The organism is Endozoicomonas sp. ISHI1 (assembly GCF_024606225.1).
Classification (GTDB): Bacteria; Pseudomonadota; Gammaproteobacteria; order Pseudomonadales; family Endozoicomonadaceae; genus Endozoicomonas_A.
This window is the reverse complement of record NZ_JAGRPU010000056.1, coordinates 1-13,952: the sequence shown is the minus strand read 5'-3', so window position 1 is coordinate 13,952 and position 13,952 is coordinate 1. Positions and strand designations below refer to the sequence as shown.

At 41.2% G+C, this 13,952-nt stretch carries 10 protein-coding genes and 2 pseudogenes; 10 read left to right on the top strand and 2 right to left on the bottom strand.

Features of this window, described 5'->3' with window-relative positions; genetic code table 11:
* The first annotated feature begins 98 nt into the window (after positions 1–98).
* A complete protein-coding gene (locus KBW69_RS21530; RefSeq protein WP_257276089.1) occupies positions 99–383 on the top strand; it encodes a hypothetical protein in 285 nt (94 codons plus the stop codon).
* Positions 349–537: a hypothetical protein gene (locus tag KBW69_RS21525; RefSeq protein ID WP_257255153.1), complete on the top strand. Its 189-nt coding sequence runs from the start codon at positions 349–351 to the stop codon at positions 535–537. Before KBW69_RS21530 ends, KBW69_RS21525 begins: the two co-directional genes overlap by 35 nt.
* Positions 538–586: 49 nt before the next feature.
* Here KBW69_RS21525 and KBW69_RS21520 read toward each other — a convergent pair whose 3' ends face one another.
* Positions 587–1,051: a hypothetical protein gene (locus KBW69_RS21520; RefSeq protein WP_257255152.1), complete on the bottom strand. Its 465-nt coding sequence runs from the start codon at positions 1,049–1,051 to the stop codon at positions 587–589.
* A gap of 392 nt (positions 1,052–1,443) precedes the next feature.
* Between KBW69_RS21520 and KBW69_RS21515 the strand changes: the two genes are divergently transcribed.
* On the top strand, positions 1,444–2,337 hold the full coding sequence (locus KBW69_RS21515) for an IS4 family transposase (RefSeq protein ID WP_257282234.1): 894 nt from the start codon (positions 1,444–1,446) through the stop codon (positions 2,335–2,337).
* A 102-nt stretch (positions 2,338–2,439) separates the two neighbouring features.
* On the opposite strand, the pseudogene KBW69_RS21510 reads toward KBW69_RS21515, so the two are convergent.
* Positions 2,440–3,456: pseudogene (locus KBW69_RS21510) on the bottom strand (RNA-guided endonuclease InsQ/TnpB family protein); the annotation flags it as partial.
* A 166-nt stretch (positions 3,457–3,622) separates the two neighbouring features.
* On the opposite strand from KBW69_RS21510, the gene KBW69_RS21505 reads away from it, so the two are divergent.
* The 7 genes and pseudogenes from KBW69_RS21505 to KBW69_RS21475 all read left to right on the top strand — a co-directional run.
* A complete protein-coding gene (locus tag KBW69_RS21505) occupies positions 3,623–5,725 on the top strand; it encodes a hypothetical protein (protein ID WP_257282233.1) in 2,103 nt (700 codons plus the stop codon).
* Between the two features lie 212 nt (positions 5,726–5,937).
* The gene (locus KBW69_RS21500; RefSeq protein WP_257282232.1) at positions 5,938–8,007 is read left to right on the top strand and encodes a hypothetical protein; all 2,070 of its coding nucleotides are present in this window, start codon (positions 5,938–5,940) and stop codon (positions 8,005–8,007) included.
* A gap of 47 nt (positions 8,008–8,054) precedes the next feature.
* Positions 8,055–10,139: a hypothetical protein gene (locus KBW69_RS21495; protein WP_257282231.1), complete on the top strand. Its 2,085-nt coding sequence runs from the start codon at positions 8,055–8,057 to the stop codon at positions 10,137–10,139.
* Between the two features lie 392 nt (positions 10,140–10,531).
* Positions 10,532–12,613 (top strand): hypothetical protein, encoded by a 2,082-nt coding sequence (locus KBW69_RS21490; protein WP_257282229.1) that lies wholly within the window; start codon positions 10,532–10,534, stop codon positions 12,611–12,613.
* Between the two features lie 81 nt (positions 12,614–12,694).
* A complete protein-coding gene (locus KBW69_RS21485) occupies positions 12,695–13,183 on the top strand; it encodes a DUF29 domain-containing protein (RefSeq protein ID WP_257282228.1) in 489 nt (162 codons plus the stop codon).
* 69 nt (positions 13,184–13,252) lie between these two features.
* A complete protein-coding gene (locus KBW69_RS21480) occupies positions 13,253–13,690 on the top strand; it encodes an IS607 family transposase (RefSeq protein WP_257282227.1) in 438 nt (145 codons plus the stop codon).
* A 93-nt stretch (positions 13,691–13,783) separates the two neighbouring features.
* Positions 13,784–13,952, top strand: a pseudogene (locus KBW69_RS21475) (IS607 family transposase); the annotation flags it as partial.

The following is a 13,952-nucleotide window of genomic DNA, read 5'->3' as shown; positions in this document are numbered from 1 at the left end:
ACTCAGAGCCGAGAGTAGTTAAAAGTTTTTCAAAAAAACGATCGGTTGAAGATAGATCCTCTGTACTGGTAAAACGGGAAAGAGAGCTTGGTTCGGATATGCCTGGTTGCAGTCATCAGGCAACTAACCAAGCTATTCCTGAGCGAAAAGTTTCCAACTGGGTTGCTATGGATATTTGTGAGGTCGTACATGAGGCAGGGGGCAGAGTGAGCGAGATGTTTACTGTTAAGGAAGTGGCTGGACATTTTCGAAGTATCATTGAAAACCTTATACATTCGTTTAGATACAAAAAAATTGCAATAGAGGAGTATAAGGTTGATCAAAGAGACGAAGTAACAGGTATTTTTATTGATTTTATTTTATGTCAGGAAGGTCTGGTTTGAAGAGTCACAACATCTACTGAAGGCGATTTTTACTGAGCGGGCAGAAGAGGCATCGAAATTAATGTACCATGAATTATGTTATAGTCTCGGGGATATGCTGATTGATTATCTCAACAAAAAAGCGAACGTACCGGATGTTGAGGTCACATCGTAATTTTACGTTTTCAACCTCTAACGCAACAAAGGCTTGTACAATCTTGTCTCTAGCCTCGGGGGTTAACAATCCAATTAGTTGCAATCCCTCTTCCAGAGTCTCGATGCGTTTCTGTTGATTCATCTGGTTCCTCCAGAGTCATGGAAGTCCTGTCGGGTCGGGTAACAAAGGCGGATTTCTTCTTAGCCAACTCAACTAGTTGGTCTGGGTCGAGGTGAGGATTGAAGATGCTGGCTCCTTTATAGCGGAACCACTCACGCATTTCATGTTCTTCTGATGCTTTAATAGCAGCGAAACATACGCCTACAATCTCTTGTTTGCACATGTATGGGCTTAAATAGTGTTTTCCGCTCTTCCATGCCGTATTTTGTTTACTCACGCTACAGACGCCTACAGAGGCATCTACGGAGACTTGAATATAGGAACGACCGTGCCCTTCATATACTTGAATAGTCCAGCCGTCTTTGTATGTCACTTTGGAAACGATGTCTTTGATGTCGTCTAGTGTCAGCATACTAAGTCCTTCAATGAAAAAAGCCCCCTATTCGGGAGCTTTTGTTGGGTCGTTTGGGTCATCGTACGGATTGAATCGGGTTGCACGATTCTCCTTTTCTTTGTACTTGGCAGGGTCTTTCGTCTCTACCGGTACACGACCAGTACGCGGTACCTTCGTACGATTGTCCGGCTTTTGCACAATTGCCATTATGTGTTTTCCTCAATGACTTGGTCGTAGTTTAAGCCAGCGTTTTCAATCTCAACTTTGTAAGATGGAAGGTCTACTGCCTTGATGAATGTTCCGTTCAGGGCAATGCCCTTACGGTCTTTGACACTGTACACGACAAAAATCAGGAGTAAGCCAACGAGATCCACTATCTTGAGATTTTTCGCTAAAAATACCGCACGATTATGGAACCCGCTGACTTACTCATTGAGCAGTTTAGAACCTATCTGAACTGCAACAAGTGTCGACTGAGTGTTCTTGCCTATCTTGTGCTTGGCTTGCTGGAAAAGCAGACGGTAAACTTCACACACCTTGCCACCACCTTTCCCGGTAATTCACAGACAGCCTCCTGTTACCGCCTTATTCAGGGATTCTTTCTCGAAGTCGTTTTTGAGGAAAGTATCACAGCCAGGATGATCGCAAGCTTGTTTGCACCTGAAGGCAAATGGCAACTCAGCATGGATCGCACCAACTGGCTGTTTGGAATGTTCAAAATCAACATCCTGTTTCTGGCAATCAACTACAAGGGCATGGCTATCCCGATTTTATGGACACTCCTGTCCAAGAAAGGCTGCTCGAATACGACCGAGCGCATTGAGCTGTTACAACGTTTTCAAAAGATATTTCCTGAGCAAGCAATACAGCGTTTGCTAATGGACAGGGAGTCTAAAGGTAGGCGATGGTTGAAATTTCTGGTGAATGGCAACTGGCCCTTTTGCATCAGGGTTCCCAACAATACATGGGTGCCCAATAAACACCAGAACCGGTTATTGCCGGTAACCAGAATATTTTCACTGACAATCGGTGAAACCATGGCCATCAGGCAACCACGAAAAGTATGGCGGCAAATGGTCTATCTGGCTGCCTCCAAAAAAGGGAGCGATCCAATGGTGGTTATTTGCAATGCTGATCCCTGGTGCGCCATTGAAAATTATCTCCAGAGATGGCAAATAGAAACCATGTTTCAAGCTATGAAAAGTAGAGGTTTTAACCTTGAGGAAACTCACTCCAAGGATCGGGATAAAATATCAAAATTGCTCTGTGCCTTAGTTCATCTGTTGACATCCTCTCGCCCCTGAAGGAGCGAGATTTCCGTTAGTCACCTAACAGGCTTCCTGTTTCAACACGCCTTCCCTAGATGGTTGCTTACGCAGCCATCCCCGTTCCAGTCGCTCCACAGGCTAGGCGCCCCCGACTAACCCCGCCAGCCCGGCGGTTTTGATATTCAATGCTGCATTTATGTCCCTGTCGTGATGGGCTTTACACTCTGGGCACTCCCATTCACGAATAGACAACGGCAGACTTTCATGAACAAACCCGCAACCGGAGCAACGCTTGGAGCTTGGAAAGAATCGGTCGATCTCAACAACTTGTCTTTCTGCCCACTCCGCCTTGTACTGCAACTGTCGGACAAATTCTCCCCAGTTTGCATCGGCTATGTGCTTGGCCAGCTTTGGATTTTTGATCATGCCCTTCACTTTCAGAGATTCTACACAAACCACTTGGTTCTCGTTAATGAGTTTGCGGGATGCCTTGTGAGTGGCATCCATCCGGCAATCGGCGATCTTGGCATGAAGGCGGGCAACCTTGAGCTTTGCTTTGGCTCTGTTGCTGCTGCCTTTCTGCTTTTTTGACAACTGACGCTGGAGGTAGGCGAGCTTTCGCTCGTAACGTTTGGTATGCCTTGGATTACCGGATTTTTCACCGTCTGAAGTGATGAACAGATCATGCAAACCTAAATCAATGCCTACTGTCTTATTGCTAATAGGCATTGGGCTAGGGCGCCCCCGTTTAGCTTCAAACTCGCACAGCATGGACACAAAGTACCGGCCTGCACGATCTTTGCTGATGGTGATACTGGAAGGCTCAGAAGACAGTTCTCTGCTCCAGCGGATACTCAGTGGCTCCTTGCTCTTGGCAATGAATAGCTGGCCACTCTTCAAGCTGAATGCAGCCTTTGTTAGCCGGATACTTTGTCTTGAATGTCTCTTTTTGAACTTTGGATATTTGGCTCTGCCAGCCCAAAAGTTTTTGAAAGCTTCTTGTTGATCCCTGAGAGTCTGTTGCAGGATTACGCTGGAAACATCAGCCAGAAATGGAAACTCTTTCTTAAGCGAAACCAGCCGTTTTTCTGCCTCAGAGTGTGGGACGGATTGCCCATCTTTGTAGTAGGCATCAGTGCGAAAACGTAGCGTATTGTTGTAGACAAACCCCTTTCAGGTATTCTGTCCCTGCTGAACCATTCCATCCCAATTAACACGTCAGCAATGAGCAAGATAAACTATCGTTCTGGAATTTTTTTGGAAATTAATAGTCTAAACACGTATGGCTTAAGGGAATTAAATGTGTTCAACAGAGGGATTTATGAATTTAAATACGACCAAAACAGAGACTTACGGATTTCATCAAAGCAGTCTTGCTGAAAAGAGCGATGGAAGCTTTGATTCAGAGCAGGGAGTCATCAAGCGTTTTTCAGGAATGCGATGGGTTGAAGATAAATCCTCTGCACTGGCAAATCAAATGCCAGAGCCTGGTTTTATTGTGCAAGGTTTCAGTCATCAGATGGTCAATCAGACTATTACCGAGCGAAAAGCTACCCATTGGCTTACCACGGATCGTTGTGAGGCCGTAAATGTAGCCGGAATCAGCGAGACGTTGACCGCTGAGAAGGCGGCTGAGTATTTTCGAAATACTATTGAAAACCTTATACACTCACTGAGATACGAAAAAATCACAAGAGTACCTTACGACGGTGATGATCAAAGAGAGGAAATAACAGGGATTTTTATCGATTTTATTTTATGTCAGGAAGGTCTGGTTCATGATCGTTGTTTTAGTGTTGAAAGCAGCCCCGATAAATATGTGGCGGGTAAAACCATGAGCCAGGAACGGGTTGAAGAGATACAGTCTTTCGTGAAGGCTATTTTTACCGAACAAGCCGCAAAGGAATCAAAAGTTTATAGGCCTACAATAAGTTATAGTTTGGAGGGCATGCTGGTTGATTATCTTAACAAAAAGGAAAATGTATCAGATGATGTTACCCAAAAGTTTAAGTCTTCATCTGCTCATTGGAATAAATCTACGTTTGAGACATTGCAGAAGGAGATATATCCATTTTTTAAAACCCTTCTTGCTGGAAGAGGCTTTTTTTCTGAGTTGGCTGTCGTCTTTAATTTTTTCTTAACATTCAGGCAGGAACTGGTTAATAGTGCTATTCCACAGTGTAAAACCAATAAGTTAACCGTTAGTCTGCGCGTGAACAGAAGTAATATGAGAGAGTATTTTAATCGACATGTTATGGATGTTATTTTTTCCGGGCGCTGTGATGGTATTGTCAATGCCATGTTTGATGATTCTTCTTATGAGACTGAGAATAAAGCGAAACCGGCAAACAGACTAAAACTTAAGTTGGGCGAAGAGCTTGAATATGATGTAAAAAATAAATTTGCCGACACACGAGGTCGACTTCGTAGAATTATTTCAGGGGGTCGGCTTAATGATATTTTCTCATGCAAAATACAAGAAAAAGGGATGAGTCATCGCGCTATCACTGATGAACGTGGTGCACGCTATGGTTTTGATGACCGCTTTACCGTAGTTTCTTTTTATGACTCGTCGAGTTGGTTTGAAATAAACTGCACACCTTACCATCCTGATGATGAATGCGCGAAATTATCTTTTGAGAAGGTGATTGAAGTCACTGATTGGATGCGCGAGAAAGGATTGGTTGATTATAGCTCAGGGCATAAACATCTCGATGTCTTGAGTGCCACCCAGGGTGATACTGGTGTGCTTCTGGCGATAGAATCTGAGATCCAGCGTAACCCATTTTTGCTCAGGGCGTTTGGAAATAATGATCGTATCCTGGAGGACAATGAGGCTAGTTGGTACAAAACATTTGCTGATTATAATCCAGACACAAAACCATTTGCCGTAAAGCGCTTAAATAGCATCATTGACCGATACAATAAAAAAATAGAAGAAAATCATGCTGTAAAGCCAAGCCATAAAGGGAGTACTGATTCGGAAAAAAAAGAAAGACTTGAGCAATTTGCACATTTTTATAGCCAGCTTGTTCATATGACGACTATACAAAGGGGTCTTGGTTATATTGATGTTGATATAATGGAAAAATATATGGCCATGTCTTTATTGCATATTACCGGAGCAAACAGAGTCAACAAATTATCAACGCTGGAATTTCGTTTTTTCCGTTGTCCGAAAACGGTACAGGAAATTGAGTTGATTAACCAATTTTTACACGCCTGGTTTCAATACATTCATCAATGCAGAAAGGATATGACCCCTTTGCAGCCTGTCCCTGAAAATATCCAATCCTGCAAAGAGTATACGGCAGAGGAAGTTCAAGCTAAAACCGTTGATTACCTCAGGAAATTAGGACTGAATCCGGAGGATTATCGCTGTTTTTGGGGCGAAGTAAGGGATATTCCGTCAGCAGCCATTTGAATGCAGATTCCGGTATAAAATCATATTTGATGTTGCTCTGGAGGTGATTGGTCCACTCCCTCTTCAGGTATTGTGTCCCTGCTGAACCATTCCATCTCGATGAACGGGTCAGCAATGAGCAAGACAAACTATCGTTCTGGAATTATTTTTGAAATTAATGGTCTAAAGCATGTATAGCTTTAGAGAGTTAAATGTGTTCAAAAGAGGGAGTTATGAATATAAACACTACCGGAACAGATGCTTATGGACTTCATAAAAGCAGTCTTGTTGAAAAAAATATCGATGGAAGTTTTGATTCAGAGCAGGGAGTCGTCAAACGTTTTTCAGGAATGCGATGGGTTGAAGATAAATCCTCTGCACTGGCAAATCAAATGCCAGAGCCTGGTTTTATTGTGCCAGGTTTCAGTCATCATATGGTCAATCAGACTATTCCCGAGCGAAAAGTTACCCATTGGGTTACTACGGACCGTCGTGAGTCCATAAATGTAGCCAGCATCTGCGAGACGTTTACCGCTGAGGAAGTGGCTGTGCATATTCGAAATACTATTGGAAATCTCATTCATTCACTCAGATACGAAAAAATCACAAGAGAACCTTACGACGATGATGATCAAAGAGAGGAAATTACAGGGATTTTTATCGATTTTATTTTATGTCAGGAAGGTCTGGTTCGTGATCGTTGTATTACTTTTGAAATTAGTCCCGATAAATATGTGGCGGGTAAAACCATCAGTCATGAACGGGTTGAAGAGATACAATCTTTTCTGAAGGCTATTTTTACCAAACAGGCAGAAAAGGAGTCAAAATTTAATAAGTCTGAAAAACGTTACAGTCTGACAGGCATGCTGGTTGATTATCTTAACAAAAAAGAAAACGTACCGGATGATGTTATCTCAAAGTCTGTGTTTACAAATCAATTTGGCCGCACTGAATTTACGTACGAGAAATTGTTGAAAGCTATATTTCCATTTTTTCAAACCCTTCTTGGTGGAAGTGGCTTTTTTTCTGAGCTGGTTGTTATCTTTGATTTTGTTATAAAATTCAGACAGGAAATCATTGATAGTGCTTGTGAACCGTGTCAAACCAACAATATTATAATCATTGGTCTACGCCTCAATGATAATGATATAAGAGAGCATTTTAATCAACATGTTCTGGAGGTTATTTTTTCCAGACGCTGCGATGGTATAGTCAATGCTATGTTTGATAACTGTGTTTTTGGGACTGACAATGGAGTGAAACCGGCAAGCAGATTAAATCTTAAATTCGGTGAAGAGCTTGAATATGATATAAACAACCGACTTTCTGACGAACAGCGTATGATTGTTAATTGTTTTGCATCTCGACTCAAACAAAAAGGAATGAGTTATTGCCCTAACCTCATGTCTGCTACACGCTATGGTTTTGATAATAGCTTTACTGTATTACCTTTTTACGACTTACCTCAATGGTTTGAAATAATCTGCACGCCCTACCATTCTGATGATCAACTCGCAGAATTATCTTTTGAGAAAGTGATTGAAGTGATTGATTCAATGCGCAACGAAGGGTTGATTGATTATAGTTCCGGGCATAAACACGTCGATGCCTTGAGTGCTACCCAGGGGGATACCGGCGTGCTTCTGGCGATGGAGTCTGAGATCCAGCGAAACCCTTTTTTGCTGAGGGCGTTTGGAAATAATGATCGTATCCTGCAGGAGGATGAAGCTAAATGGTATAAAACATTTGCTGATTACGATCCAGACATAAAACCATTTGCCTTAAAGCGGTTAAATAAGATCATTGACCTATACAATAAAAAAATAGAAGAAAATGATACTCAAAAGCCAAGCCATAAAGGGAACACTGATTCGGAAAAAAAAGAGAGGCTTGAACAGTTTTCAAATTTTTATAGCCAGCTTGTTCATATAACGACTCTACAAAATTGGTTAGGTAATATTAGTGCCGATATGATCGGAAAATTTATGGCTATATCTTTACTGCACATTACCGGAGCAGAGGATGTCGACAAATTATCAACGCTGGAATTTCGTTTTTTCCGTTGTCCGAAAACGGTACAGGAAATCAAGTTGATTAACCAATTTTTGCAAGTCTTGTTTCAATACCTTCATCAGTGCAGAAAGGATATGACCCCTTTGCAGCCTGTCCCTGAAAATATCCGATCCTGCAAAGAGTATACGGCAGAGGAAGTTCAAGCTAATACCATTGATTACCTCAGAAAATTAGGACTGAATCCGGAGGATTATCGCTGTTTTTGGGGCGAAGTACGGGATATTCCGTGAAGCAGGTTTGAGATCAAAATAATTAAATATATTCAATAGAGGGATTTATGAATATAAACACTACCGGTACAGATGCTTACGGACTTCATAAGAGCAGTCTTGCTGAAAAAAATGTCGATGGAAGTCATGATTCAGGGCAGGCAAAAGTTAAAAGTTTTTCAAAAAAACGACGGGTTGAAGATAAATACTCTACACTGGCAAAGCAAATATCAGCGCCTGGTTTTATTGCGCCAGGTTTCAGTCATCAGATGCTCAATCAGTCTATTACCGAGCGAAAAATTTCCCGTTCGTTTACTACTGAAGGCTCTGAGTTCGAAGAGGTAGCTATTGGCAGAATGAGGGAGACGTTCACCGCTGGAGAAGTGGCGGAACGTATTCAAAATATCGTTGAAAACCTTATTTATTCGCTGAGATACCACAAAATCGCAAGAGAAGACTATAAAGATGATGAAAGAGACGAAATTACAGAAATTTTTGTCGATTTTATTTTATTCCAGGAGGGCCTGGTCCGTGATCGGTGTTTTACTGCTGAAGGCAGTCCCGATAAATATGTGGCTGGTCAAACCATCAGCCAGATGCGGGTTGAAGAGATAGAGACTTTCCTGCATGCGATTTTTACCGAACGGGCTGAAGCGGAATCGAAACTAAAGAGTTGTAGATTAGTTTATAGTCTGGGGGACATATTGCTTGATTATCTCAATAAAAAAGAGAACGTACCGAATGATGTTGCTCCAGTAGTTAAATATTTTCTATACCTTAAATATGAATTCACCTATGGACAATTGCTGAACGATATATTTCCATTTTTTCAAATTCTACTTTCCGAAAGAGGCCTTTTTTCTGAGCTAGTTCTTGTTTTTAATTTTGCCGTCAAATTCAGGAAGGAAATCATTGACAGTGCTGACTCATCATATCCCACCAAAAATTTGTTAACCATTGCTTTGCGCAGAAACAGAAATGGTATAAGAGAGCATTTTAATCGAGATGTTATGGATATTATTTTCTCCGGGCGTTGTGATGGTATTGTTAATGCCCTGTTTGAAGGCTTCTCTTTACCGGTTGGCAGTGAGGCGACACCAAAAAATCGATTAAATCTTAAATTTGGTGAGGAACTCGAATATGATGTAAGAAATTCATTTTCTGTTCCACGAGGAAAGCTTGTTAAGATTTTTTTATATCGACTCGGAAAAAAGGAGTTAGCTCATCAGGTTCCCGCTAGAAAATTTGGTGCACGTTATGGATTTTATAGTAACTTTACCGTAGTTCCTTTTTACGACACAATAAGCTGGTTTGAAATAAACTGCACGCCTTATCATTCTGATGATCAACTTGCGGAACTGTCTTTTGAGAAGGTGATTGAAGTTATTGATTCAATGCGCAAGGATGGGCTGATTGGTTACAGCTCCGGTCATAAACACGTCGATGTATTAAGTGCCACTCAGGGTGATGCCAGTGTACTGTTGGCGATGGAGTCTGAGATCCAACGAAACCCTTTTTTGCTGAGGGCGTTTGGAAATAATGCTCGCATCGTGCAGTATGATGAAGCTGAGTGGTATAAAACATTTGCTGATTACAATTCAGACATAAAACCATTTGCCGTAAAGCGGTTAAATGTTCTCATTGACCGATATAATAGAAAAATAGAAGAAGGTAATACAGAACCGTTAAACCAAAAAGGTAATACTGATTCGGAAAAAAAAGACAAGCTTAAGCAATTTGCGCACTTTTATAGCCAGCTTGTTCATATGACGACCATACAATGGTTATTTAGTGGCATTGGTGATGATTATATGGAAAAGTATATCGCAATGTCTTTATTGCATATTACTGGAGCAAGCAAAGTAAAGGAGCTTTCAACGTTGGAATTTCGTTTTTTCCGTTGCCCGAAAACGGTACAGGAAATTAAGTTGATTAACCAATTTTTACACGCGTGGTTTCAATATATTCATCGGTGCAGAAAAGATAAAATTCCTTTACAGCCCGTTCCTGAAGATATTCAATCCAGCAAAGATTATACGGCAGAGGAGGTTAAGCTTAAAACCATTGATTACCTCAGGGCATTAGGGCTGAACCCGGAGGACTATCGCTGCTTTTGGGGCGAAGTGAGGCCTCTTCCGTCAACGATCGTTTGAATGAGACTTCAGTTTATAGAATAAATAGGCAGATTTGATTCTGTCACTGAGTTGATTAACCCACCTCTTTAAGATCTCGTCTCTGTTAAAACACTCCACCTCGATCAACTGACTAATACAGCAGGTCATCACTGGGCTAGCAGCCCGTCGGACTTAAGGGTGTCCTACTGCGGTTGCAATAAATTGGTCTAAAAATTCCTGCTTCTTCGTCAAATAGCTCGCTATTCTCCTCAGAAGCAGAAATTTTTATCCTCAATTTCTTGCAATCCTCGCTACGGACGCTTAAGTCCGACAGGCTGCTAGATGAATTATTGTTCTGGATCTTTTTTGGAAATTAATGGTCTAAAGCATGTATAGCTTAAGAGAATTAAATGTGTTCAATAGAGGGATTTATGAATATAAACACTACTGTAACAGATGCTTACGAACCTCATAAAAACAGTCTTGCTGAGAAGAATGATGAAAGTTTTGATTCAGAGCAGAGAGTGGTTAAAAGTTTTTCAAGAAAGCGATTGGTTGAAGATAAATCCTCTGCACCGATAAAGCAGATGCGAGAATTTGGTTGTATTGTACCAGATTGCAGTCATCAGATGGTCAATCAGCCTATTCCTGATCGAAAAGTTTCTCACTGCTTTAATTCTGACGGTTGTGAGGGCATAGATGAAGTCAAAAGCAGGCCGAGCGAGATATTTAGTGCTGATGAAGTGGCAAAATGCTTTCGAAATACCATTAAAAAACTCATACACACACTGAGGTACGAAAAAATTGCAAGAGAGAGTTATGAAGATGATCAAAGAGACGAATTAACAGAAATTTTTATCGATTTTATTTTATACCGGGAAGGTCTGGTTCATGATCGGTGTTTTACGGTTGAAAGCAGCACCGATAAATATGTGGCGGGTAAGATCATCAGCCAGAAACGAGTCGAAGAGATACAGTCTTTCCTGAATGCTATTTTTACCGAACGAGCGGCAGCGGAACCTAAAAGAAACAGGAGTCGATTATTTTATAATCTGGGGGACATTCTGGTGGATTATCTCAACAAAAGAGAGAACGTACCAAATGATGTAATCCCAAATGTTAGATTTTTTTTAATGAATAAAAATGAATTCACCTACGAGAAATTGCTGAAGGATATATTTCCATTTTTTCAAACCCTTCTTCCTTCAGGAGGCCTTTTTTCTGAGCTGGTTATCATATTTAATTTTGCCGTGAAATTCAGGCAAAAAATTATCGATAGTGGTAGTTTATTATTTTACCCGAGTAATTTGTTAACCATTGCTTTGCGTATCAACAAAATTGATATGAGAGAGTTTTTTAATCGACATGTTATGGATGTTATTTTTTTTCGGCGTTGTGATGGTATTGTCGACACTCTTTTTGATGGTTGCCCTTTATCCACTGAGAATGAAGCAAAATCGGAAAACAAATTAAACCCTAAATTTGGAGAAGAGCTTGAATATGATGTAAAAAATGTAATTTCTGATTCAGAGGGGAAGCTTGTTAGCATTTTTTCATCTCGATTCGCAGAAAAAGAGTTAACTAACCACGTTACCGCTAAAAAATTTGATTCACGCTGTGGATTTGACAGTAACTTTACCCTGTTTCCTTTTTATGATACTCGGAAGTGGTTTGAAATAATCTGCACGCCTTATCATGCTGATGATCAACTCGCGGAATTATCTTTTGAAAAGGTCATTGAAGTGACTGATTCAATGCGCAAAGACGGGTTGATTGATTATAGCTCCGGGCATAAACACGTCGATGTCTTGAGTGCCACTCAGGGTGATACTAGTGTGCTTCTGGCTTTGGAGTCTGAGATCCAGCGAAACCCTTTTTTGCTGAGGGCATTTGGAAATAATGATCGTATCCTGCAGAACGATGAAGCCAAATGGTATAAAACATTTGCTGATTATAATCCAGACACAAAGCTATTTGCAGTGAAGCGGTTAAATTGGATCATTGATCGATATAATAAAAAAATAGAAGAAGGTTGTACTGAAGAGTCAAGCTATAAAAGCAAAAATGATTCGGAAAAAAAAGACAGGCTTAATCAATTTGTGCATTTTTATAACCAACTTGTTCATATGACGACTATACAAAGGGGGCTTGGTGGAGTGGGTGACGATTATATGGAAAAGTACATGGCTATTTCTTTATTACATATTACCGGAGCAAGTAAAGTCAAAAAATTATCAACGCTGGAATTTCGTTTTTTCCGTTGTCCAAAAACGGTACAGGAAATCAAATTGATTAACCAATTTTTACACGCATTATTTCAGTACATTCATCAGTGCAGAAAGGATAAAATCCCTTTGCAGCCTGTCCCTGAAAATATCCAATCCTGCAAAGATTATACGGCAGAGGAAGTTCAAGCTAAAACCATTGATTACCTCAGGAAATTAGGGCTGAATCCGGAGGATTATCGCTGTTTTTGGGGCGAAGTGTGGGATATTCCATCAGTGGCCGTTTGAAAGTGCGCACATTTGTTTTCGTATTTCATTTTGATTCCCTTCTGTTATTTGCCTACAGTGGTAGGGCTATGGAGGTATTTTATGGAAAACCTGTACAAGTCCGATTTCACTCAATGGCTCGGCCAGCAACGGGATCTGCTGGCTCAGGGTCAATTTGATCAATTAGACATCCCTAATTTGTTGGAGGCGATGGAAATACGCATGGGTGATCCCGTCAAAGAATTACGATCCCATTTAGTGATATTACTAGTGCATTTGCTTAAATACGACTACCAGAAACGGGTTCTAAAAGACCCTTGGGTAGAAAACAAAGTCATCCATACCTGGATGCCGAGCATCAATAACCCGAGAAGGGAGATTGAGCTTCACATAAAAGAAAATCCTGGTTTGAGTCATCAGTTTGAGGAATCGGTTCGAAAAGCGTATTTCTATGCCAAACGGGATGCCATCAAAGAGCTGAACAGACACATTCGCTCAGAAAATAACCGCTTGAATAAAAACAGTTTCCCGGAACAATGCTCCTGGACATTCGAACAAATCACCGATAGTGATTGGCTGCCAGAAGGTTAAGCCCTCTTGGGTTAAAAACAGTTCGCAATAATCTATTATAATCTAAAACTATCTAATATAATCTCAAGAATGGATAAGAGATTAGTGAAGATAGGTGAGGCAGCTCGTTTACTTGGTACAGACCCAGTAACACTACGAAAATGGGAAAGTACAGGTGAGCTGCTTCCTGCCAGAAAGACCAAAGGCGGAACTCGTTACTACGACGTGTCTGAATTGATGGGCCTCAGTAACGAAGTTGCGACTACGCTTTGCTATTGCAGAGTATCCAGTCACGACCAAAAGCCAGACTTAGACAGGCAGCAAGAGTTACTGGAGGCTTACTGCTCTGCAAAAGGTTGGCGAACTCAGGTGATACGTGATCTTGGCTCTGGCATGAACTACCGGAAAAAAGGACTTAATCAGCTACTTGAGCTGATCATGAAACGTAAGATTAAACGGCTGGTTATATCACATAAAGACAGGCTGTTAAGGTTCGGCGCTGAATTGGTTTTCTCCCTAGGAGCCTGACCAATTTGCTGTCGCCGCACGACTGCATGGATGCAGGAGCTAGAGCAACGCAGGAGCAGTTGCCGCGTAGGGCAGCTATTCTCGGTCAGGCTCCTATGTGAATTGCAGGGAATAGAAATAGTCATCGTACATAAAGGCGATCAGCCTTCGTTTGAAGGGGCCGGCCAACCGGAGGAACTAGCCAATGATGTATTGGAAATAATCACTGTATTCAGCGCAAGACTGTACGGCAGCCGAAGCAGGAAACACAAAAAGATGCTTG